Source organism: Streptomyces tritici, assembly GCF_048500665.1.
GTDB lineage: Bacteria > Actinomycetota > Actinomycetes > Streptomycetales > Streptomycetaceae > Streptomyces > Streptomyces tritici.
This window is the reverse complement of the sequence record NZ_CP183183.1, coordinates 5003090-5023506: the sequence shown is the minus strand read 5'-3', so window position 1 is coordinate 5023506 and position 20417 is coordinate 5003090. Positions and strand designations below refer to the sequence as shown.

Annotated in this window: 24 protein-coding genes and 1 riboswitch; of the genes, 1 reads left to right on the top strand and 23 read right to left on the bottom strand. The window is 71.4% G+C overall.

Translation table 11 applies throughout. The annotated features are described in order from the left end of the window. Positions 1-7: 7 nt before the first annotated feature. The 7 genes from ACNJ93_RS23450 to rpsB form a co-directional block, all read right to left on the bottom strand. Positions 8-1102 carry a thiamine ABC transporter substrate-binding protein gene (locus tag ACNJ93_RS23450; RefSeq protein ID WP_418959390.1) on the bottom strand — a complete coding sequence of 365 codons (1095 nt, stop codon included), beginning with the start codon at positions 1100-1102 and terminating at the stop codon, positions 8-10. A gap of 81 nt (positions 1103-1183) precedes the next feature. Continuing rightward, a riboswitch (TPP riboswitch) is annotated at positions 1184-1309 on the bottom strand. 29 nt (positions 1310-1338) lie between these two features. Further along, positions 1339-2451: a 23S rRNA (adenine(2503)-C(2))-methyltransferase RlmN gene (gene rlmN, locus ACNJ93_RS23445; protein ID WP_418959389.1), complete on the bottom strand. Its 1113-nt coding sequence runs from the start codon at positions 2449-2451 to the stop codon at positions 1339-1341. Between the two features lie 108 nt (positions 2452-2559). Then, positions 2560-3591: a phosphatidate cytidylyltransferase gene (locus tag ACNJ93_RS23440; protein ID WP_418959388.1), complete on the bottom strand. Its 1032-nt coding sequence runs from the start codon at positions 3589-3591 to the stop codon at positions 2560-2562. Continuing rightward, the gene (gene frr / locus ACNJ93_RS23435; protein ID WP_418959387.1) at positions 3591-4148 is read right to left on the bottom strand and encodes a ribosome recycling factor; all 558 of its coding nucleotides are present in this window, start codon (positions 4146-4148) and stop codon (positions 3591-3593) included. The genes ACNJ93_RS23440 and frr overlap by 1 nt, the downstream gene beginning before the upstream one ends. A gap of 121 nt (positions 4149-4269) precedes the next feature. Continuing rightward, complete coding sequence (gene pyrH, locus ACNJ93_RS23430; RefSeq protein WP_418959386.1) at positions 4270-5034, bottom strand: UMP kinase; 765 nt, start codon at positions 5032-5034, stop codon at positions 4270-4272. A gap of 157 nt (positions 5035-5191) precedes the next feature. Beyond that, positions 5192-6028, bottom strand: a complete 837-nt coding sequence (gene tsf, locus ACNJ93_RS23425; protein ID WP_418959385.1) for a translation elongation factor Ts — start codon at positions 6026-6028, stop codon at positions 5192-5194. 102 nt (positions 6029-6130) lie between these two features. Further along, the gene (gene rpsB / locus ACNJ93_RS23420; protein WP_418959384.1) at positions 6131-6979 is read right to left on the bottom strand and encodes a 30S ribosomal protein S2; all 849 of its coding nucleotides are present in this window, start codon (positions 6977-6979) and stop codon (positions 6131-6133) included. A 253-nt stretch (positions 6980-7232) separates the two neighbouring features. On the opposite strand from rpsB, the gene ACNJ93_RS23415 reads away from it, so the two are divergent. Then, on the top strand, positions 7233-7709 hold the full coding sequence (locus ACNJ93_RS23415; RefSeq protein WP_418959383.1) for a peptidoglycan DD-metalloendopeptidase family protein: 477 nt from the start codon (positions 7233-7235) through the stop codon (positions 7707-7709). Positions 7710-7724: 15 nt separating this feature from the next. Here ACNJ93_RS23415 and ACNJ93_RS23410 read toward each other — a convergent pair whose 3' ends face one another. The 16 genes from ACNJ93_RS23410 to rpsP form a co-directional block, all read right to left on the bottom strand. Then, complete coding sequence (locus ACNJ93_RS23410; protein ID WP_418961503.1) at positions 7725-8285, bottom strand: TetR/AcrR family transcriptional regulator; 561 nt, start codon at positions 8283-8285, stop codon at positions 7725-7727. A 53-nt stretch (positions 8286-8338) separates the two neighbouring features. Continuing rightward, positions 8339-9175, bottom strand: coding sequence for an RNA polymerase sigma factor WhiG (whiG, locus tag ACNJ93_RS23405; RefSeq protein WP_418959382.1), 837 nt, complete (start codon positions 9173-9175; stop codon positions 8339-8341). A gap of 218 nt (positions 9176-9393) precedes the next feature. After that, positions 9394-10743: a DNA-processing protein DprA gene (gene dprA, locus ACNJ93_RS23400; RefSeq protein WP_418959381.1), complete on the bottom strand. Its 1350-nt coding sequence runs from the start codon at positions 10741-10743 to the stop codon at positions 9394-9396. Next, positions 10740-12374: a YifB family Mg chelatase-like AAA ATPase gene (locus ACNJ93_RS23395; protein WP_418959380.1), complete on the bottom strand. Its 1635-nt coding sequence runs from the start codon at positions 12372-12374 to the stop codon at positions 10740-10742. Before ACNJ93_RS23395 ends, dprA begins: the two co-directional genes overlap by 4 nt. Then, positions 12375-12740, bottom strand: a complete 366-nt coding sequence (locus tag ACNJ93_RS23390; RefSeq protein ID WP_418959379.1) for a YraN family protein — start codon at positions 12738-12740, stop codon at positions 12375-12377. It lies immediately after the preceding gene. A 126-nt stretch (positions 12741-12866) separates the two neighbouring features. Then, positions 12867-13175, bottom strand: coding sequence for a DUF2469 domain-containing protein (locus tag ACNJ93_RS23385; RefSeq protein WP_055510545.1), 309 nt, complete (start codon positions 13173-13175; stop codon positions 12867-12869). 55 nt (positions 13176-13230) lie between these two features. Then, complete coding sequence (locus ACNJ93_RS23380; protein ID WP_418959378.1) at positions 13231-13752, bottom strand: NUDIX hydrolase; 522 nt, start codon at positions 13750-13752, stop codon at positions 13231-13233. Between the two features lie 74 nt (positions 13753-13826). Further along, complete coding sequence (gene lepB, locus ACNJ93_RS23375) at positions 13827-14579, bottom strand: signal peptidase I (protein ID WP_418959377.1); 753 nt, start codon at positions 14577-14579, stop codon at positions 13827-13829. Positions 14580-14771: 192 nt separating this feature from the next. After that, positions 14772-15692 carry a signal peptidase I gene (gene lepB / locus ACNJ93_RS23370; RefSeq protein ID WP_418961502.1) on the bottom strand — a complete coding sequence of 307 codons (921 nt, stop codon included), beginning with the start codon at positions 15690-15692 and terminating at the stop codon, positions 14772-14774. Next, a complete protein-coding gene (lepB, locus tag ACNJ93_RS23365) occupies positions 15643-16671 on the bottom strand; it encodes a signal peptidase I (protein WP_418959376.1) in 1029 nt (342 codons plus the stop codon). The genes lepB (ACNJ93_RS23370) and lepB (ACNJ93_RS23365) overlap by 50 nt, the downstream gene beginning before the upstream one ends. After that, complete coding sequence (gene lepB / locus ACNJ93_RS23360; RefSeq protein ID WP_418959375.1) at positions 16664-17497, bottom strand: signal peptidase I; 834 nt, start codon at positions 17495-17497, stop codon at positions 16664-16666. The genes lepB (ACNJ93_RS23365) and lepB (ACNJ93_RS23360) overlap by 8 nt, the downstream gene beginning before the upstream one ends. A 60-nt stretch (positions 17498-17557) precedes the next feature. Further along, the gene (gene rplS / locus ACNJ93_RS23355; RefSeq protein WP_418959374.1) at positions 17558-17908 is read right to left on the bottom strand and encodes a 50S ribosomal protein L19; all 351 of its coding nucleotides are present in this window, start codon (positions 17906-17908) and stop codon (positions 17558-17560) included. A 132-nt stretch (positions 17909-18040) separates the two neighbouring features. Further along, the gene (gene trmD, locus ACNJ93_RS23350; RefSeq protein ID WP_418959373.1) at positions 18041-18862 is read right to left on the bottom strand and encodes a tRNA (guanosine(37)-N1)-methyltransferase TrmD; all 822 of its coding nucleotides are present in this window, start codon (positions 18860-18862) and stop codon (positions 18041-18043) included. Beyond that, a complete protein-coding gene (rimM, locus tag ACNJ93_RS23345; protein WP_418959372.1) occupies positions 18859-19500 on the bottom strand; it encodes a ribosome maturation factor RimM in 642 nt (213 codons plus the stop codon). The genes trmD and rimM overlap by 4 nt, the downstream gene beginning before the upstream one ends. An 82-nt stretch (positions 19501-19582) precedes the next feature. Continuing rightward, complete coding sequence (locus ACNJ93_RS23340; protein WP_005311361.1) at positions 19583-19822, bottom strand: RNA-binding protein; 240 nt, start codon at positions 19820-19822, stop codon at positions 19583-19585. A 2-nt stretch (positions 19823-19824) separates the two neighbouring features. Continuing rightward, entirely contained in the window at positions 19825-20265 is a 441-nt protein-coding gene (gene rpsP / locus ACNJ93_RS23335) for a 30S ribosomal protein S16 (RefSeq protein ID WP_418959371.1), read from the bottom strand. Positions 20266-20417: the final 152 nt, after the last annotated feature.

The window sequence follows — 20417 nt, the reverse complement described above, 5'->3', positions numbered from 1 at the left end:
CGCCCGGCTACTTCAGGACGAGCGACGACCACGCCTGGATCCACGCCTCACGCTTCTCGGCGATCTTCTGCGGCGCCATGGTCTGCGGCTTCTCGATCACCGCGCCGTGCTTCGTGAACAGCTCCGGCAGCGTGGCGTCCTTCGCCACCGGGTGGACGAACATCTGCAGCGGCATGTCGTCCTGGAACTGCTTCGAGATCAGGAAGTCGATCAGCGCCTTGCCGCCCTCGGGGTTCTTCGCCCCCTTCAGCAGGCCCGCGAACTCGGTCTGCCGGAAGCAGGTGCCGGTGGAGACGCCCGTCGGGGCCTCCTTCGGCTGCGGCTGCGCGTACAGCACCTCGACCGGCGGGCTGGAGGCGTACGACACGACCAGCGGCCGGTCGCCCTTGGCCTGCTTGCCGCCCGCGGAGCCGGAGAACTCCTGGTTGTAGGCGAGCTCCCAGCTGTCGACGGTCTTCACGCCGTTGGCCTTGAGCTTCTTCCAGTAGTCCTGCCAGCCCCCGTCGCCGTACCGCGCGGCGGTGCCGAGCAGGAAGCCGAGGCCCGGGGAGGACCGCTCGGGGTTCTCCACCACGAGCAGGTCCTTGTACGCGGGCTTCGCCAGGTCGTCGAAGGTCTGCGGCGGGGCGAGCTTCTTGTCGGCGAAGTACTTCTTGTCGTAGTTGACGCAGATGTCGCCGGTGTCGACCGGGGTGACCCGGTGCTCGTCCTTGTCGAGCTGCAGCTCGGCCGGGATCCGGTCCAGGCCCTTCGCCTCGTACGGCTCGAACAGGCCGTTGTCGAGGCCGCGGGAGAGCAGCGTGTTGTCGATGCCGAAGAAGACGTCGCCCTGCGGGGAGCCCTTGGTGAGGATCTCCTTGTTGAGCGCCTCGCCCGCGTCGCCGCTCTTGAGGACCTTGACGGTGAAACCGGTCTGCTTCGTGAACGCCGCGAGGACGTCCTTGGAGGCGTTGAACGAGTCGTGGCTGACGAGGGTGACCGTCTTCGGGGCCGGGCCGCCGGTGGCCTTGCCCTTGTCGCCGTCCCCTCCGCCGCAGGCGGCGAGCGTGGTGACGCCGAGCGCGGTGGCGACCGCGACGGCGGCCAGCTTGGTGGTGTGCACTGGATTCCTCCTGGGTGTGACCAGGAAGAGACGCGGCCCTGCCCGCGCCCGGGGAAACCGGGCGCGGGCAGGGCGCAACAGCTCGAGTTACGACCGAACTTCCTACCCAGAATGACCTGGGCGAGGTTCAGAGGGTCTGCGGCCGCTGTGTTTGATTCCCAGCGTGTACCGCACTCTCAGCGCTGTGGCGCTCCCCTGTCGGAATATGCAGATGTGTTCGAGCTCAGACTACAAGGTCAGCGTTCGGCGGCGGCCAGCTGTCCACAGGCGCCGTCGATCTCCTGACCGCGGGTGTCCCGGACGGTCACCGGCACGCCGTGCGCGGCGATCGCCTCGACGAACGCCTTCTCGTCCTCCGGGCGGGACGCCGTCCACTTCGAGCCGGGCGTCGGGTTGAGCGGGATCAGGTTGACGTGCACCCGCTTGCCCTTGAGCAGCCGGCCGAGGAGGTCGCCGCGCCAGGCCTGGTCGTTGATGTCGCGGATCAGCGCGTACTCGATGGAGACCCGGCGGCCCGACTTCTCCGCGTACTCCCAGGCCGCGTCGAGGACCTCGCGGACCTTCCAGCGGGTGTTCACCGGGACGAGCGTGTCGCGCAGCTCGTCGTCGGGGGCGTGCAGCGAGACGGCGAGCCGGCACTTGAAGCCCTCGTCGGCGAACCGCAGCATCGCCGGCACGAGACCGACGGTGGAGACGGTGATGCCGCGCTGCGACAGGCCCAGGCCGTCCGGCTCCGGGTCGGTCAGCCGGCGGATCGCGCCGACGACCCGGTTGTAGTTGGCGAGCGGCTCGCCCATGCCCATGAAGACGATGTTCGACAGCCGCGCCGGGCCGCCGGGGACCTCGCCGTCGCGCAGGGCGCGCATGCCGTCGACGATCTGGTGCACGATCTCGGCGGTCGACAGGTTCCGGTCCAGGCCGGCCTGGCCGGTGGCGCAGAACGGGCAGTTCATGCCGCAGCCCGCCTGCGAGGAGATGCACATCGTGACCCGGTCCGGGTAGCGCATCAGGACCGACTCGACGAGCGTGCCGTCATGCAGACGCCACAACGTCTTGCGGGTCGTGTCGTCGTCGCAGGAGATGTGCCGGACCACCGACATCAGGTCGGGCAGCAGCTCCCCGGCGAGCTTCTCCCGGGCGGCGGCCGGAATGTCCGTCCACTGCGCGGGGTCGTGCGCGTACCGGGAGAAGTAGTGCGTCGACAGCTGCTTGGCGCGGAACGGCTTCTCGCCGATCGCGGCGACGGCCTCCTTGCGCTCGGCGGGCGTGAGGTCGGCGAGGTGCCGCGGCGGCTTCTTTGCTCCGCGGGGGGCGACGAAGGTGAGCTCTCCCGGTGCGGGGCGGGCCATGGCAGGTACTCCTCGTAATGACGAAAGGCGCGCCGCTCGGAGCAGCGCGCCCTTCCAGGGTACGGCAGAGCTTCGGTTCAGCCCGTGCCGACGAACAGCCGGCCGGCCTCAGCCCGTGCCGACGAACAGCACCAGCAGCAGCCACACCACCGGCGCGGTGGGCAGCAGCGAGTCCAGGCGGTCCATGATGCCCCCGTGGCCCGGGAGCAGCGTGCCCATGTCCTTGATGCCGAGATCGCGCTTGATCATGGACTCGCCGAGGTCGCCGAGCGTCGCGGACGCCGCCACCGCGAGACCCAGGAGCAGGCCCTGCCACCAGGACCCGCCGTCGATCAGGAACTCCATGCACAGCGCGCCCGCCGCCATCGCGAACGTCACCGCGCCGACCAGACCCTCGCGGGTCTTGCCGGGGCTGATCCGCGGGGCCAGCTTGTGCTTGCCGAAACGCCAGCCGATCGCGTACGCGCCCGTGTCGCTGACCACGGTCAGCAGCAGGAACGTCAGCACCCGCTCCGCCCCGTCGTCCGCGGTGAGCATCAGTGCCACGAACGTCGCCAGGAACGGCACGTAGAACGCGGCGAAGACACCCGCCGTGACGTCCTTCAGATAGCCCTCGGGCGGCTCGGTCATGCGCCACACCAGCACCGCGAGCGCGGTCAGCGCCATCGCGACCCAGGCGCCCTCCGCACCGCGGACGTACCCGGCGACGACCATCGCCGCACCGCCGACCGCGAGCGGCACCAGCGGGGCCTTGAGGCCCTTGCGCTCCTGCAGACGGGTGGTGAGCTCCCACAGCCCCACGACGACGGCGAGCGCTATCACGCCGACGAACGCGGGCTTCCAGATGAACAAGGAGGCGATGATGACGGCGCCGAGTCCGACGCCGACCCCTATCGCCGCCCCCAGATCACGTCCCGCGCTCTTCTTCTGCGGGGGCGGGGGCGGCGGCGTGGGCATGGGCTCCTGGTCTCCGGCGGCCGGAACATCGGGCACGATGGGCATGGGCGCAGTCTGCTGTGCCCGATGCTGATCGTATGCGGGACCCGCCGGGTGCGGCCCCCCGGGACCCGCCGGGGCGGGCCCCTGGTGAGGTCCCCAGACGCCGGCGGGGACCGGGGCTCCCCAGGAAGAGTCGTTCATCAGACCTCGAGAAGCTCGGCTTCCTTGTGCTTCAGCAGCTCGTCGACCTGCGCGACGTACTTCGCGGTGAGGTCGTCGAGCTCCTTCTCGGCACGGCGGCCCTCGTCCTCGCCGATGTCGCCGTCCTTGATGGCCTTGTCGACCGTGTCCTTCGCCTTGCGGCGCACGGAACGGATCGAGATCTTCGAGTCCTCGGCCTTGCCCTTGGCGACCTTGATGTACTCGCGGCGGCGCTCCTCGGTGAGCTCGGGGAACACCACCCGGATGATGTTGCCGTCGTTGCTCGGGTTGACGCCCAGGTCCGAGTCACGGATGGCCTGCTCGATGTTGCGCAGGGCGCTCTTGTCGAACGGGGTCACCACGGCCATGCGCGGCTCGGGCACCGAGAACGACGCCAGCTGGTTGATGGGCGTGAGGGCGCCGTAGTAGTCGGCCACGATCTTGTTGAACATCGCCGGGTGCGCACGGCCGGTGCGGATCGCGGCGAAGTCCTCCTTGGCGACCACGACGGCCTTCTCCATCTTCTCCTCGGCCTCGAGGAGGGTCTCTTCGATCACCACTTGCTCCTGCGTGTCGTCGCGTGTTGTCCTGCACGGTGCACGACCGGCAGGGCTCTGTCCATCCCATGGGGGTCCCCCCGGGGCCCGTCGGGCACCGGGGGCGGGGCGGTCACCGGTCTCAGGCCCGGGTGCCCTGGTCGCTCACGAGAGTGCCGATCTTCTCACCCTTCACCGCGCGGGCGATATTGCCCTCCGCGAGAAGCTCGAAGACGAGGATCGGGAGGTTGTTGTCGCGGCAGAGCGTGATGGCGGTGGCGTCCGCGACCTTCAGGTCACGCGCGAGCACCTCGCCGTACTCCAGCGCGTCGAACTTCACCGCATCCGGGTTGGTCTTCGGGTCGGAGTCGTAGACACCGTCGACGCCGTTCTTGCCCATGAGCAGGGCCTGGGCGTCGATCTCCAGGGCGCGCTGGGCCGCGGTGGTGTCGGTGGAGAAGTACGGCATGCCCATGCCCGCGCCGAAGATGACCACACGGCCCTTCTCCAGGTGCCGCACGGCGCGCAGCGGGATGTACGGCTCCGCGACCTGGCCCATGGTGATGGCGGTCTGGACGCGGGAGTCGATGCCCTCCTTCTCCAGGAAGTCCTGGAGGGCCAGGCAGTTCATGACGGTGCCGAGCATGCCCATGTAGTCGGAGCGGGCCCGGTCCATGCCGCGGACCTGGAGCTCGGCGCCCCGGAAGAAGTTGCCACCGCCGATCACGATCGCGATCTCCGCGCCGTCGCGGACGACCGCGGCGATCTCGCGCGCGATGGCGTGGACGACGTCGGGGTCGACGCCGAGGCCGGTGCCTCCGGAGAAGGCCTCACCGGACAGCTTCAGCATGAAGCGGCCGGCCTTGGTGGCGTGGTTGTCGTCGCCCTGTGCGGCGCCCTGGTTCATGGAGATCTCCTCGTGCACATACGAAGAAGGCCATTGCCGGTGGGTCTGGTGTCCCTGCGGCAATGGCCTCCTCGTCAGATCCGCCGTCGTCGGTTCCCGCGGGGCCGGCGACTGCTGGGGAAGCCCTGGCGGGCTCCCTGGTCGATCACGTACCGGCTCAGATGCCGACCTTGATGCGCGCGAAGCGCTTCAGGGTGACACCGGCCTCGTCCAGGATCTGCTGGACGGACTTCTTGTTGTCCAGCGCGTACGGCTGGCCGAGCAGCGTGGCGTCCTTGAAGAAGCCGTTGACGCGACCCTCGACGATCTTGGCGATCGCGGCCTCGGGCTTGCCCTCGGCGCGGGTGGTCTCCTCGGCGATGCGACGCTCGGACTCGACGACCTCCGCCGGGACGTCCTCCTTGGTGAGGTACTTCGGCGCGAAGGCGGCGATGTGCTGGGCGACGCCCTTGGCGATCTCCGCGTTCGGCTTGTCGAGCTCGACCAGGACACCGATCTGCGGCGGCAGGTCGGGCATGGTGCGGTGCATGTAGGCGGTCACGTACGCGCCGGAGAACTGCGCGAAGCGGTCCAGGACGATCTTCTCGCCGAGGTTGGCGTTGGCCTCGTCGACGTACGCCTGGACGGTCTTGCCGGCCTCGATCTCGGAGGCGAGCAGCGCCTCGATGTCGGCCGGGGAGGTGGCGGCGACGTGCGCGGCCAGCGTGTTGGCGACGGCCTGGAACTTCTCGCCCTTGGCGACGAAGTCCGTCTCGCACTTCAGCTCGACGATGACACCGGAGGTGTTGTCGTCGGCGATGAGGGAGACCACGGCGCCGTTCTCGGCGGAGCGGCCCTCGCGCTTGGCCACACCCTTCTGGCCCTTGATGCGCAGCGCCTCGACGGCCTTGTCGACGTTGCCCTCGGCCTCGTCGAGCGCCTTCTTGCAGTCCATCATGCCGGCGCCGGTGAGCTCGCGGAGCTTCTTGACGTCAGCGGCGGTGTAGTTCGCCATGAGTCTGTATTTCTCTCTCGAAGTCTGAAAGATCTACGAAGATCTACGGGTCAACGGCGGGGGCCTCGTGAGCCCCCGCCGTCGACGACCGAAGTGTGAAGGTCAGGCCTGCTCGGCGTCGGCGGCCGGAGCCTCCGGGGCCTCCGGAGCCTTCTCCGCCTCGTCGGCCTTCTTCTCGCCCTCGAGCAGGTCGCGCTCCCACTCGGCGAGCGGCTCGCCCGCAGCCTTCTCGCCCGGCTTCGAGTCGCCGGTCGCGGCGCCGGAACGGGCGATGAGGCCCTCGGCGACGGCGTCGGCGATCACGCGGGTGAGCAGGGTGACGGAGCGGATCGCGTCGTCGTTGCCCGGGATCTTGTAGTCGACCTCGTCGGGGTCGCAGTTGGTGTCGAGGATCGCGACGACCGGGATGTGGAGCTTGCGCGCCTCACCGACGGCGATGTGCTCCTTCTTGGTGTCGACGATCCAGACGGCGCTCGGCACCTTCTGCATCTCGCGGATACCACCGAGGGTCTTCTCCAGCTTGGCCTTCTCGCGCGAGAGGACCAGGAGCTCCTTCTTGGTGAGGCCGGAGGCGGCCACGTCCTCGAAGTCGATCGCCTCGAGCTCCTTCAGACGCTGAAGGCGCTTGTAGACGGTGGAGAAGTTGGTCAGCATGCCGCCGAGCCAGCGCTGGTTGACGTAGGGCATGCCCACGCGCGTGGCCTGCTCGGCGATGGCCTCCTGGGCCTGCTTCTTCGTGCCGACGAACATGATGGAGCCGCCGTGCGCGACGGTCTCCTTGACGAACTCGTAGGCGCGGTCGATGTACGACAGCGACTGGAGCAGGTCGATGATGTAGATGCCGTTGCGCTCGGTGAAGATGAAGCGCTTCATCTTCGGGTTCCAGCGACGGGTCTGGTGACCGAAGTGGACGCCGCTCTCCAGCAGCTCCCGCATCGTGACGACGGCCATGGCCGTAACTCCTTGGGTTTCTCGGTTGTGTCCTGACGCCCCGGCGCGCCGTGCCACGAGGGACCGAAAGGCGCTGCCACGACCGGTGAGGGCGGTGGCGGGGCGTGCGAAGTCGACCCGGTGACCCGGGTCGCCATAGGAAGTGTACGGGACCTGGGACGTGCCGGGTGACGGCGCTGCCCACAACCGGTCGGTTGTCCACAGATGCGGCCCGTCGCCCCCACGGGGCCGGCCGGCGGGGAACGCTGTCCCCATGAACGCGACCGCCCTGTTGCTGGGCCTGGCCCTGCCGGCCCTCTTCGTCTGGCCCCTGGGCCCGCCGAAGCCCGACGTGGTACGGCCCTGGTCCCCGCCGCCGTCCCCGTACGGCCCCGGCCACCGGGGCGTCGACCTGGCCGCCCGCCCGGGCGCCCCTGTCCGCGCCACGGCCGCGGGCGTGATCACCTTCGCGGGCCGCGTCGCCGGCCGCGGCACGCTGACGATCACCCTCCCGGACACCGGCGACCCACCCCTGCGGACCACGTACACCCCCGTCGACCCGCTCCTGCCGCGCGGCACCCCCGTGGCCCCCGGCGACGTGGTCGCCGAGGTCGCCGCGGAACCCCGCCACTGCGAGCAGACCTGCCTGCACTGGGGCTTGTTGAGGGGCGACCTGTATCTGAACCCCCTGACCCTGGTCCGTCGACCCCCGTCACGGCTGCTGCCGGTACTGGGGGTGGGGCGGGGCTGAGCGGGGGCAGCGCGGTCAGGCGCCGCGGGCGCCGGTGAGGGCCATGGAGACGGCGGTGTCGGCGATGGTGGCCGGGTCCTCGGCTGCGCCCAGTTCGATGCGGCGGACGGCGGCGTCGACGATGCCCTGGAGAAGCATGGCCGAGAGGCGGGGCTCGGGGCGGCCGAGGTCGGCGAGGGCCTCGACGATCATGGCGATCAGGCCGCCGTGCGCCGCGCGGATCTTCTCGCGGGCGCCGTCGTCCAGCTCGCCCGCGGAGATCGCGACGACGGCGCGGTGCCGGCGGTCGCCGACGAGGTCGAGCTGCTTGCGGACGTACGCCTCGACCTTGCCCTCGGCGGTGTCCGCGGCGGCCATCGCCGCCTCCACCTCGGCCGCCCACACCGGGAAGTCGACCGCGCACAGCTCCTCGACGACGGCGGCGCGGGAGCGGAAGTACTCGTACACGGAGGAGCGGGCGAGGCCCGTGCGCTCGGCGAGGGCGGGGAAGGTCAGCGCCTCCGTCCCGCCTTCGGACAGCAGGGCGCGCGCGGCGTCCAGCAGGGCGCCGCGCTGCATGGTCCGGTGCTCGGCCACGGAGGCCGCTCGAATCCTGGGCACGGCTCCACTGTACGACCGGCCCCGCGCGGTCAGCGTCCTACATCGGCCAGCTTGGCGCGCAGCTGCAGGACGGACTTGGTGTGGATCTGGCTCACCCGGCTCTCGGTGACGCCGAGGACGTGGCCGATCTCGGCGAGGGTCAGGCCCTCGTAGTAGTAGAGGGTGACGACGGTCTTCTCGCGCTCGGGGAGGGTGTTGATGGCGCGGGCGAGCAGCCGGCGCAGTTCGCGGTCCTCGGCGACCTCGACGGGGTTGTCCGCCGCGGTGTCCTCCAGGGTGTCCATCAGCGACAGCCGGTCGCCGCCTTCGCCGCCGACGTGCAGCAGCTCCTCCAGGGCGACGACGTTGGCGAGGGACAACTGGCTGAAAACCGCGTGCAGTTCCTCCAGGGCGATGCCCATCTCGGCGGCGACCTCGCCCTCCGAGGGGGTGCGCCGCAGCTGCGCCTCCAGGGTGGCGTAGGCGCGTTCCACGTTGCGTGCCTTCTGGCGTACGGAGCGCGGGATCCAGTCGAGGGCGCGGAGTTCGTCGATCATCGCGCCGCGGATGCGGGTGATGGCGTAGGTCTCGAACTTGATGGAGCGCTCGATGTCGAATTTCTCGATGGCGTCGATGAGCCCGAAGACCCCGGAGGAGACGAAGTCGGCCTGCTCGACGTTGGAGGGCAGCCCCACGCTGACCCGTCCGGCGACGTACTTGACCAGGGGCGAGTAGTGCAGGATCAGCTGCTCGCGCAGCCGCTCGTCGCCGGTGTCCTTGTAGGAGCGCCAGAGTTCGTCGAGCGAGGACGGTGCGGCCGGTCGCACGGTGCCCCGGGCTGCTGGGGGCACCGCGGCGCGGTCAGACCCGGAGGTGTGCTGGGGCATGCGTTGCCTTGTGCCGTTCTGCCGTCTGGGTGGGGATCCTTGCGAGCGTAGCGTGACTGGACCGTCGCGGTATGCGAACGCCTGCGGATCGCGCCGGTGCGGGTGGCCGGGCTCGACCGCATCTTCGAACCCGGGCCGTGGCGTGGGTCGGCCCCTCGGGTACGGCCGAGAGAACTCGATTGCTCATCTGCCTCACCTTTTCACCCGAATGCTCCGGGTCAAGAACCGCCTCGCCGCGCGTTCGACGCGCTTCTGCGGGTGTTCGTCAATCGCCAGCTGCCGTTCACTCGTTCGACGAACCCCAGTGAGTGCAGTTCGTACAGGCGCGCGACGGTCTCGTCGGGGGGTGTGCCGCCGCGGCGGGCGATCTCCTGGGCGGAGGTCGCGCCGTACGCGGGCAGCGCGTCGAGGACGCGGACGCAGTCGGGGTCGAGGAGGTCTCTGGGGAGGATGGGGCCCCGGCGGTCGGGGGCCAGTTCACCGATCGCGCCGACGAGTTCGATCACCTCGGCGGCGTCGGTGACCAGGGTGGCGGGGCCGCGCAGCAGTTCGTGGACGCCGGCGGAGAGCCCGGAGGTGACGGGGCCGGGCACGCCCATGGTGTGGCGGCCGAGGCGCTGGGCGGCGCGGGCGGTGACGAGCGAGCCACTGCGGTATTCGGCCTCGACCACGACCGTTCCTCGGGTGAGGGCGGCGATGACCCGGTTGCGGAGGATGAACCGGGCGGGGGTGGGGTGGCTGCCGGGCGGCAGTTCGCCGAGGACGAGGCCCTGCTCGGCGATCCGCAGGAGCAGCCCGGCGTGGCCGCGGGGGTAGGGGGTGTCGACGCCGCAGGCGAGTACGGCGACGGTGGCGCCCTGGGCGGCGAGTGCGCCGCGGTGGGCGGCGCCGTCGATGCCGAAGGCCGCGCCGGAGACGACGACCCAGCCCTGTTCGGCGAGGCCGCCGGCGAGGGCGGTCGCGGTGTGCGCGCCGTACGGGGTGCAGGCCCGTGCGCCGACGACGGCGACGGAGCGGAGCGCCCAGGTCCGCAGGTCGGCGGGGCCGCGGAGCCAGAGCCCGAGGGGGCGGGCGTCGCCGAGGTCGTCGAGTTGCCGGGGCCATTCGGCGTCGCCGGGGACGACGAAGCGTCCGCCGAGCGCGGCGACGGCGTCGAGGTCCCGCTCGGGTGAGGTGTCCACGGCGGCCTGCGCGGCGCGGTGCCGCCAGCCCTGGACGCGTTTCTCGCCGGTCCCGGGGAACGAGGCGCCGGCGTCGCCGGGGTGCCGGAGCCGTGCCAGGAACTCGGCCGGGCCGTAGCGTCGCAGCCACTGGCCCGCCTGCTCGTCGCCCGGCTCCACCACGCGCGTCAGCGCCGCCCGGGCCGCCCGCTCGCCGTCCGCCCCGCCGGGCGGCCCGTGCGGGCGCTCCGCCTCGTCCGGCTCTCCCAGGGGGGTGGGCCCGGGGTCCCGTTCGGCGCCCGGCGGCGGGCCGATGCCCTCGCGTCCGGGTTCCCGTCCGGCACCCGTCAGCCGGCCGGCGCCGTCGTGCCCGGTCGGGTCGGGCCGGTACTCGTCGGGTGGGGTCATGGCCACTCCCCCGGCTCGGCAGGGGCGCCCGCGGGCACCAGGTCCGCGCCTCGGGGGATGCCGGTGCGCAGTTCCAGGGCGAGGGCGACGTCCTGGGCGTCGGGGCGGTCGTGGCCGGAGAGATCGGCGACGGTCCAGGCGACGCGGAGGACGCGGTCGAGGCCGCGGGCGGTGAGCAGCCCGCGTTCGACGTCGCGTTCGGCGGCGGCCAGGGCGCCGGGGGCGGCGACGAAGCGGGTGCGCAGTTCGTGGCCGGGGACTTCGCAGTTGACGCGCCAGGGTGTGCCGTCGAGCCGGGCGGCCGCTCTGTCGCGCGCCTCGCGTACGCGGTCGGCGACCACGGCGCTGGTCTCGCCGCGTCCTCCGTGGCCGAGCAGGTCGGAGCGGGTGACGGGTTCGACCTCGACCCGTAGGTCGACGCGGTCGAGGAGGGGGCCCGACAGGCGGGCCTGGTAGCGGCGGATGAGGGACGCGGGGCATTCGCAGCCCGCGCCGTGCAGCGTGTGCCGGCCGCAGGGGCAGGGGTTGGCGGCCAGGATCATCAGGAACCGGGCGGGCAGCCGTACCACTCCGGCGGCGCGCGCGACGACGACGTGGCCGGACTCCAGCGGCTGCCGCAGCGCGTCGAGGGCCTTGCCCGAGAATTCGGGCGCTTCGTCAAGGAAGAGGACGCCTCGGTGGGCAAGCGACACCGCGCCCGGCCTCGGCAGGCCGTTGCCGCCGCCGACGAGGGACTGCATGGTCGCGGAGTGGTGCGGGGCGCAGTACGGGGCGCGGCGCACGAGGGGTTCGCCGGGCGGGAGGATGCCGGCGACCGAGTGCACCGCGGTGACCTCCAGGGATTCCTGGCGGGTGAGCGGCGGGAGCACGGTGGGGAGGCGTTCGGCGAGCATGGTCTTGCCGGCGCCGGGCGGTCCGGACAGGAGCAGGTGGTGGCCTCCGGCGGCGGAGACCTCGATGGCCGTGCGGGCGGCGCGCTGTCCGGCCACGTCGGCGAGGTCGGGGCCGTCGCCCGGGTCGGAGGACAGTCCGGTGCCGACGCCCGCGCCGGGGACGAGGAGTCCCGCGAGCATCGCGTCGGGCCGGCCTTCCTGTGCGGGTTCCTCGTCGGGTACGGGTTCGTCGGCGAGGATCGCGATGAGCTGGCGAAGGCTGCGGACGCCGAGGACGCAGACGCCGGGGACGAGCGCGGCTTCGCCGGCGGTCTGTTCGGGGACGACGACCTGCTCGTATCCGGCTTCGGCGGCGGCGAGGACGGCGGGCAGGACGCCGCGCACCGGCCGGACGCGGCCGTCGAGGCCGAGTTCGCCGATGAGGACGAGGTCGGCGACGGCCCTGGGGTCGATGCGTTCGGCCGCGCCGAGGACGGCCGCGGCGACGGCGAGGTCGAAGCCGCTGCCGCTCTTCGGGACGGAGGCGGGGCTCAGTCCGACGGTGAGTTTCTTCTGCGGCCACTCCGCGCCGGAGTTCACGATGGCGGCGCGGACCCGGTCGCGGCTCTCGGTGAGGCTCTTGTCGGGCAGGCCGACGAGGGTGAAGGCGGCGACTCCGGCTTCGAGGTCCGCCTGGACCTCGACGACGACCCCTTCGACTCCGACCAGGGCCACGGAGCAGGCGCGGGCGAATCCCATTCACGCCACCCCCTTGGCGTGGGTGAGGGCGGGGGCGCCGCGGTGCGGCAGGACGACGCCGACGAGGTCGATGCGCACGCCCCCGGGCGGTGCTCCGCCGTGCCGGTGGAGCCAGCAGTCCGCGAGCCGTTTGAGCCGGGCGGCCTTGCTGGGGGTGACGGCCGCCATGGGGTGTTCGTACGCCCCTTGCCTGCGGGTCTTCACCTCGCACAGGACGATCGTGTCGCCGTCGCGGGCGACGATGTCGATCTCTCCGTAGCGCCCGCAGCGCCAGTTGCGCGCGATCACCGTCATGCCCGTCTCGGTGAGCCGGCGTGCGGCCAGCCCTTCTCCGTACCGTCCGAGCGCCCCCGTGGCCTTGTTCATGGGTACCACCTCCGTCACCGACTGTGACGGATCCGCGGATGCGGTGGGGGCCTCGTCGGAGATCAGTGGACAACCCGGGCCGCTGTGGAGAACCGGGCCACCCGTCCGGGTGGTTTCAGCGGCGGCTCAGCTGCTCGGGAGCTCCAGGTCGCTCTTGTTGAGCTCCTCGATGTTCACGTCCTTGAACGTCAGTACGCGCACCTGCTTGACGAAGCGGGCCGGCCGGTACATGTCCCAGACCCAGGCGTCGGCCATGGAGACCTCGAAGAACACCTCGCCCTGGACCGAGTGCACCTGCATCTCGTAGTCGTTGGTGAGGTAGAAGCGCCGCTCGGTCTCGATCACGTATTTGAACAGCCCGACGACGTCGCGGTACTCCCGGTAGAGCTTCAGCTCCATCTCGGTCTCGTACTTCTCGAGGTCCTCGGCGCTCATGGCATGTTCCCCTTCAGCCGTGCGTGCCCCCATTGTGCGCCAGTCATGCGGGGCCCTAGGCAATTTCCGGGGCGAGCACGAGCGGTTCACGCGGGGGTCCCTCGTCGAGCAGCGTGCGCAGCAGCTCGGCGAGCTTTGTCGGGTACACCGTCTCACGCGCCGCCGACAGTTCGGCGGAAGTCCACCATCTCAGCCCCGCGACACTGCGCTCCTCCAGTTCGGTGAGCGCGGCGGGGGCGACGTCGGTGCGGCGGGTGCGGGCCAGGTAGTACCACTCGTCCTGGTACCAGCGCCGTCCGTCGAAGGGGAAGGAGCAGGTCCGCTCCCAGAGGACGGGGCCGAGTTCGGCGTCGGTGATGCCGGTCTCCTCGGCGAGCTCGCGCAGGGCGGCCTGTTCGCGGGTCTCCTCGCCCTCCACGCCGCCGCCGGGGGTGAACCACCAGGTCTGCTCGGGGTCGTCCGGCTCGAAGCCGTGGATGAGGAGGATGCGGTCGTCCGGGTCGAGCAGCACGACCCGCGCCACCCGCCGCAGCTCCGCCCCGCCCGGCACACCGGGCACCGCCGGCGCTTCCGGCATGACCGGCACCCCGGCCACCGCCGAGGCTTCCCCAGCCCCAGCCGTCTCAGCCGCCCCGTCCCGCCTCGTGTCCGTCATGCCGCCGCCGTCTCGTTCTCGCGTCGTGCCCCGCCGCCGCGCCGGCCGGTGAGCCGGGCCAGCGGCCCGTACGCGGCTCCGGCGAGGATCAGGGCGGCGCCGGCGGCGATCGCCGTGACGATCGTCCGTACCGGCCCGGGCTCGGAGATCCCGCCGGGCATCGCGGCGAAGCCGGTCGGCCGCGCGAGGACGCCGTCCATGGGCCAGGCGATGGCGTCGATCCTGCCGGTGACGGCGGAACGCGGCACGGAGCCCTGTCCGGCCTCCTGGAGGTGGACGCGGGAGTCCATGGAGTTGCGCCGCTCGTCGCCGAGCAGGAACAGCTTGCCTTCGGGCACGGTCACACTGAAGTCCTGCCCCTCGGTGGCGTCCTTCGACCGCAGATAGGGCTCGTCGACCGGTTCTCCGTTCACCGTGAGCCGGCCGTCGGCGGCGCAGCACGCGACCTTGTCGCCGCCCACGCCGACCACCCGCTTGATCATGGGCATGTCGCCCCAGAGGGCCTCCCGGAAGACGACGACATCGCCGCGCTTCACCTGGCTGCCGTCGATGCGCTGCGCGAGGACCCGGTCGCCGACCTCGACGGTCGGCGCCATGGAGTCGGTGGGCACCGTGTAGGGCTGGTAGACCAGCGCGCCCCAGACGAAGCCGCCGAGGAAGAGCAGGCAGCCGAGGCCGACCGCCAGCCCGGACAGCACACTGCCGACGCGGCCCGCGCCGCCGCCCTGGGTCCGTACCGTTCCGCTCACCGCTCGCCCCGCATCCGCTCCGACGGTCCGCCGCATCAGCCGCATCCGAGTTCGGACCTTAACCCGCCGGTAGGCGGGCGAGAAAGGGCTCGCTGCCCGCACGACCCGCCGCCCGGTCCCGGGAGCCCCGGAACGCGCGGGACCCCGTACCGCGCACGGTACGGGGTCCCCGGGTCACTCGGGCCGGCCGGTTCAGCCCTGCTCGGCGAGCTTCTTCCGCCGCCACAGCACCAGCGGCACCGCACCGGCCAGACCGGCGGCGCCGGGGGCGACCGTCAGGGCCTGGTTCAGGCCCGGCTGGTCGAAGACGTCCGGGACGGGCAGCGTGGACCAGCGGGTGACCGGCCAGGCGACCACGATCGCACGGCCGACGACGTCCTCGTTGGAGACGGTGCCGCCGCCGGGCAGCTCCTGGTGCCAGCGGGAGTCCATCGAGTTCTGCCGGTTGTCGCCCATCACCCAGATCCGGCCCTCCGGGACCTTGATCGGGCCGAACGGCTTGTCGCCGCAGGGCGTGGAGCCGGGCTTGATGTACGCGGTCTCGTCCAGCTCCTTGCCGTTCAGGACGACCTTGCCGCCGGCCTTGCACGACACGGTGTCCCCGCCGACCGCGACGACCCGCTTGATCAGGTCCTTCTCCTCGGCGGACGGCATCAGGCCGATGAAGCTCAGGAACTTCTGCAGCGCGTTCGGGTCGGGGGTGGGCTCGCCCTCCAGCCAGCCGCCCGGGTCGTGGAAGACGACGACCTCGCCGCGCTCCGGCTCGGAGCCGAACCAGGGGGTGAGCTTGTCGACCAGGACCCGGTCGCCGCGCTTGAGCGTGTCCATCATCGACTCGGACGGAATCGAGAACGCCTGGACGAGGAAGGTCTTGATCAGCAGCGCGAGCAGGAGCGCGATGCCGATCAGCAGCGGCAGCTCCTTCCAGAAGGAGCGCTGCGGCCTCCTGGCCGGGCGGTCGTCCCCGGTCTCGTCGCGTCCCGCGCCGTCGCCGGCCGGGGGCTCGCCTTCGGGGCGCCCCGGTCCGTCGTCGGTCATGGCCGCGGGCGACTGGCCGAGCTGGTCAGGCCTCTTCTCGGGCTCGTCGTGTCCGGATCGTGCCCCGACGGCCAAATCCCCCACATCCACTCCTCAGTCCGTGCAATCGCCTGCCCCAGAACAGGGACAGGCCCACCACTCCCATAACGAGCGGGAGTTCCGCAGGGGTCGGGAGCCAGAGGAATCCGTTCAGATTCCGCGAGGACACACTATGCGACGCGCCGCGCGCCGCCGTGGATCCCTGCCGCGCGTCAGGGACGGCCGCGAACGTCTCGCGCTCCTCCAGCGTCCGCCAGTGCGACACGGGCCAGATGATGGAGAACGCACGTCCGACGACCTGCTCCTCGGCGACGGTTCCCTGCCCCGGTTCGTCGAGGTGGAAACGTGAGTCCGCCGAGTCGGAGCGGTGATCGCCGAGGACGAAGATCCGGCCCTGAGGCACCTTCACCTCGAACTTGATCTTCGAGGGCTCGTCGCCGGGATGCAGGTACGGCTCGGTCAGCGGTACGCCGTTGACGGTGATCCGGCCGTCCTTGCCGCAGCACTTCACGGTGTCCCCGCCGACGGCGACGACGCGCTTGATCAGGTCCTGCTCGTCGGCGGACGGCAGCAGCCCGATGAAGGTGAAGAACTGCTTCACCTGCTTGACGCCCACCGGGTCCTCGCCGGGCGGCGTGATCTCCTGCTGGAGCCAGCCGCCGGGGTCCTTGAAGACGACGACGTCGCCGCGCTGCGGCTTGCTGCCGAACCACGGCGTGAGCTTGTCGACGAGCACCCGGTCCTGGACCTGGATCGTCTGCTCCATGGAGCCGGACGGGATGACGAAGGCCTGCACCAGGAAGGTCTTCAGGACGAGCGCGATGAGGATCGCCACCGTGATCAGCAGCGGGATCTCCTTGGCCGCGGAGCGCTGCCGCCGGCGCTTGACCTTGCGCGCCAGTCTGCGCCGCTCGGCGCGGCCGGGCAGCGCCCGCTCGCCGTCGGTGGGCCGGGAGCCGGTGGGCAGCCGGGTGTCGGCGCGGTGGCCGGCCGCGCGCCGCCCACGGTTACCCATGGCCGCCCGCCCCGGACGGTACGGAAGCGGCGGCCGGAACCCGCGCGAAGGCGTCGGTGCCGGGCAGGGAGGTCCAGCGGGCGACGGGCCAGCCGATCCAGTCGACCCGGCCGATCACGCGCTCGACGGGGACCATGCCGCCGCCCGGGGAGCCGAGGTGGTCGCGGGAGTCGCTGGAGCGGCTGCGGTGGTCGCCCATGACCCACAGGGTGCCTTCGGGGACGACGATGTCGAAGGGGACCTTGGAGGGGGCGTCGCCGAGAAACACGTACCGCTCCTCGATCTGTGTGCCGTTCACCCGGATCCGGCCCTCCTTGTCGCAGCAGACGACGCGGTCGCCGCCGACGCCGACCACCCGCTTCACGAAGTGGGTCTCGTCGGGCTCGGCGAGGCCGAGGGCCGCGGCCGCGCCGTGCAGCAGGTCGGTCACCGGGTTCCCGTCGGCGGGTTCCCGTACGAAGGAGTCGGTGCCGTCGAAGACGAGGACGTCGCCGCGGCGCGGCTGGTCGCCGAAACGGTACGCCAGCTTGTTCACCAGGACCCGGTCGCCGACCTGGAGCGTGGGCTCCATGGAGCTGCTGGGGATCAGGAACGGCTGGAGCACGAAGTGGCTCAGGAGCAGCAGGAAGACGGCGCAGGCGACGCCGAGCAGTCCGGCGCCCCGCCAGGAGAGCCGCCCGCGCGCGGATCCGCCCTCGGAGGGATCGCTGGACGCGGCGGGGCCGGAGGGTTCGGAGGAGTCGTCCCCCGATATGCGCGCGGAGCGCGACCGCTCCTCCACTGGGGAGGGGCGGTCGCGCTCCGTGTGCTGTGCTTCGGTGTCCATCGGGGCCAGAGCCTATCCGGCCGACCTGTGGACCCGGACGCGCGACGGTGAGCCGGTGGCTCAGTTGTCGCGCTTCTCCTTGATCTTGGCAGCCTTGCCGCGCAGCTCACGCAGGTAGTAGAGCTTGGCGCGACGGACGTCACCGCGGGAGACGAGCTCGATCTTCTCGAAGATCGGGGAGTTCACCGGGAAGGTGCGCTCGACGCCGACGGAGAAGGAGACCTTGCGGACGGTGAAGGTCTCGGAGACGCCGGAGCCCTGGCGGCGGATGACGACGCCCTTGAACTGCTGGATACGGGAGCGGTTGCCCTCGATGACGCGGACGTGCACGTTGATCGTGTCACCCGGGCGGAAGGCCGGGACGTCCGAACGCAGGGAGGCGGCGTTCACACCGTCGAGGAGAGAAGACATGTTCTTCGTCTGCTTTCTTCGCACGACGCCACAGGTCGACGTGCGGGAGTTCGTTGAGAATTCGGGAGCCGCGGCGCCCGGCCGCGACGGTCCCCCTGTGGCAGGGGCGCGGTGCGGGCGTACGACAGCGGCCTATTCTTCCACGTCGGTGGCCCGGCGCCAAAATCGGCCACCGGGTTCCGGGGCCCAGCCGAGGATCGAGAGCAGCTCGCGGTCCTTCTTGTCGAAGACGGCGGGGTCGCAGCGCTCGATCAGGTCGGGCCGGTTGCGGACGGTTCGGCGGAACGCCTCGTCGCGGCGCCAGCGGGCGATCTTGCCGTGGTGGCCGCTGAGCAGCACGTCCGGGATCCCGCGGCCGCGCCACTGGGGCGGCTTGGTGTAGACGGGCCCTTCGAGGAGGTTTGCCATGGCGCCCGGCGCGAAGGAGTCGTCGCGGTGGGACTCGGCGTTGCCGAGGACGCCGGGCAGCAGGCGCGCGACGGCCTCGGTGATCACCAGGACGGCCGCTTCGCCGCCGGCCAGCACGTAGTCGCCGATGGAGACCTCGTAGACCGGCATGCGGGTGGCGTACTCGTCCATGACCCGGCGGTCGATGCCCTCGTAGCGGGCCGGGGTGAAGATCAGCCAGGGCCGTTCGGAGAGCTCGACGGCGAGTTCCTGGGTGAACGGCCGGCCGCTGGGCGTGGGGACGACGAGGACGGGCTCGTGGGCGCCGGCCTCGTAGCCGTCGGCGAGCGTCTGGTCGAGGGCGTCGCCCCAGGGCTCGGTCTTCATGACCATGCCGGGGCCGCCGCCGTACGGGGTGTCGTCGACGGTGTGGTGCCGGTCGTAGGTCCAGTTCCGCAGGTCGTGGACGTGGACGTCCAGCGGGCCGCGGGTGCGGGCCTTGCCGACGAGGGAGACGTTCAGCGGTTCCAGGTACTCGGGGAAGATCGTGACGACGTCGAGCCTCATGCTTCGCCGCCCTCCGCGGCCTTCCCGCCCTCGGCGGCCTTGCCGGAGCCCGCGTTGCCGCCCTCGGCGGCCTTGCCGGACCCCGTCGCTTCGCCGGACTCGGCGTCGCGGGCCGAGGCGATCTCCGCGCGGTCGTCGATCAGGCCGGGCGGCGGGGCGATGACGGCCCGCTGCTCCTCCAGGTCGATCTCGGTGACGATCTCCTGCACGAACGGGATCATCACCTCGCTGCCGTCCTCGCGCTCCACGATGAACAGGTCCTGCGAGGGCAGGTGCGAGATCTCGGTGATCCGGCCGATCTCGGTGCCGTCGGCGAGCACCACGTCCAGGTCGATCAGCTGGTGGTCGTAGTACTCGTCCTCCTCCTCCGGCAGCTCGGAGGGGTCGACCTCGGCGATGAGCAGGGTGTTGCGGAGTGCCTCGGCGGCGGTGCGGTCCCGTACGCCCTCGAAGCGCAGCAGCAGCCGGCCGCTGTGCACCCGGCCGCTCTCGATGGTCAGCGGCCCGGTGGAGGCCGGGTCGGTGAGCAGCACGGCGCCCGGGCCGAGCCGCAGCTCGGGCTCGTCCGTACGGACCTCCACGGTGACCTCGCCCTTGATGCCGTGGGCACGGCCGATCCGCGCGACTACCAACTGCACGCTTCATTCTCCTGTCCGGACGACGACAAAGGCCGGGGTGGGCCCGAAGACCCTCCCCGGCCCGTGCCGGTGCTTCAACTTCTCAGCGGACCTGGTCCACGTCGACGAGGTCGACACGGATGCCCCGGCCGCCGATGGCGCCCACGACGGTACGCAGCGCACGCGCGGTGCGGCCGTTGCGGCCGATCACCTTGCCGAGGTCGTCGGGGTGCACCCGGACCTCGAGGACGCGGCCGCGGCGCAGGTTGCGCGAGGCGACCTGCACGTCGTCGGGGTTGTCGACGATGCCCTTCACGAGGTGCTCGAGAGCCTCCTCGAGCATGCTCAGGCCTCGGTCGACTCGGTGGACTCGGCCGCAGCCTCGTCCGCCTTCTTGTCGGCCTTCTTCGCCTTCGGGGTGATGGCCTCACCCTTGGCGTCGCCCTCTTCGAGGGTCTTCGCGAACGCGTCGAAGGAGGCGCGCTTGTCCTCCTTGGTCGCCGGCTGCAGCAGCGGCGCCGGGGCCGGCAGGCCCTTGTGCTTCTGCCAGTCGCCGGTGAGCTTCAGGATCGCGAGAACCGGCTCGGTCGGCTGGGCGCCGACGGACAGCCAGTACTGGGCGCGCTCCGAGTCGACCTCGATGCGCGACGGGTTGTACGTCGGGTGGTACAGACCGATCTCCTCGATGGCCCGGCCGTCACGGCGGGTGCGGGAGTCGGCGACGACGATGCGGTAGTGGGGCTGGCGAATCTTGCCGAGACGCTTCAGCTTGATCTTGACTGCCACGGGAGTGGTGTCTCCTGGTGTTGACGTGGTTGGGCACATGAGATGCCACGTGGGGTTGCGGTACTCGGGTGCCCGATGGACGCGTCAGCCGGAGGAGAGAGGGGTCCTGTGCGACTGTCGAGTACAGCTAGCCATTGTGCCATACGCGTACG

Bases quoted from the DNA above. Each gene is read 5' to 3' on its own strand.
- ACNJ93_RS23390 (WP_418959379.1), bottom strand. From the start codon at position 12,740: ATGAACAAGGCCACGGGGGCGCTCGGACGGTACGGAGAAGGGCTGGCC.
- trmD (WP_418959373.1), bottom strand. From the start codon at position 18,862: ATGAGGCTCGACGTCGTCACGATCTTCCCCGAGTACCTGGAACCGCTG.
- lepB (WP_418959376.1), bottom strand. From the start codon at position 16,671: ATGGGTAACCGTGGGCGGCGCGCGGCCGGCCACCGCGCCGACACCCGG.
- lepB (WP_418959375.1), bottom strand. From the start codon at position 17,497: ATGGACACCGAAGCACAGCACACGGAGCGCGACCGCCCCTCCCCAGTG.
- rplS (WP_418959374.1), bottom strand. From the start codon at position 17,908: ATGTCTTCTCTCCTCGACGGTGTGAACGCCGCCTCCCTGCGTTCGGAC.
- ACNJ93_RS23385 (WP_055510545.1), bottom strand. From the start codon at position 13,175: ATGAGCGCCGAGGACCTCGAGAAGTACGAGACCGAGATGGAGCTGAAG.
- ACNJ93_RS23380 (WP_418959378.1), bottom strand. From the start codon at position 13,752: ATGCCGGAAGCGCCGGCGGTGCCCGGTGTGCCGGGCGGGGCGGAGCTG.
- ACNJ93_RS23415 (WP_418959383.1), top strand. From the start codon at position 7,233: ATGAACGCGACCGCCCTGTTGCTGGGCCTGGCCCTGCCGGCCCTCTTC.
- ACNJ93_RS23340 (WP_005311361.1), bottom strand. From the start codon at position 19,822: ATGCTCGAGGAGGCTCTCGAGCACCTCGTGAAGGGCATCGTCGACAAC.
- whiG (WP_418959382.1), bottom strand. From the start codon at position 9,175: ATGCCCCAGCACACCTCCGGGTCTGACCGCGCCGCGGTGCCCCCAGCA.
- rpsB (WP_418959384.1), bottom strand. From the start codon at position 6,979: ATGGCCGTCGTCACGATGCGGGAGCTGCTGGAGAGCGGCGTCCACTTC.
- ACNJ93_RS23440 (WP_418959388.1), bottom strand. From the start codon at position 3,591: ATGAACGACTCTTCCTGGGGAGCCCCGGTCCCCGCCGGCGTCTGGGGA.
- ACNJ93_RS23395 (WP_418959380.1), bottom strand. From the start codon at position 12,374: ATGGGATTCGCCCGCGCCTGCTCCGTGGCCCTGGTCGGAGTCGAAGGG.
- dprA (WP_418959381.1), bottom strand. From the start codon at position 10,743: ATGACCCCACCCGACGAGTACCGGCCCGACCCGACCGGGCACGACGGC.
- tsf (WP_418959385.1), bottom strand. From the start codon at position 6,028: ATGGCGAACTACACCGCCGCTGACGTCAAGAAGCTCCGCGAGCTCACC.
- rlmN (WP_418959389.1), bottom strand. From the start codon at position 2,451: ATGGCCCGCCCCGCACCGGGAGAGCTCACCTTCGTCGCCCCCCGCGGA.
- pyrH (WP_418959386.1), bottom strand. From the start codon at position 5,034: ATGAACCAGGGCGCCGCACAGGGCGACGACAACCACGCCACCAAGGCC.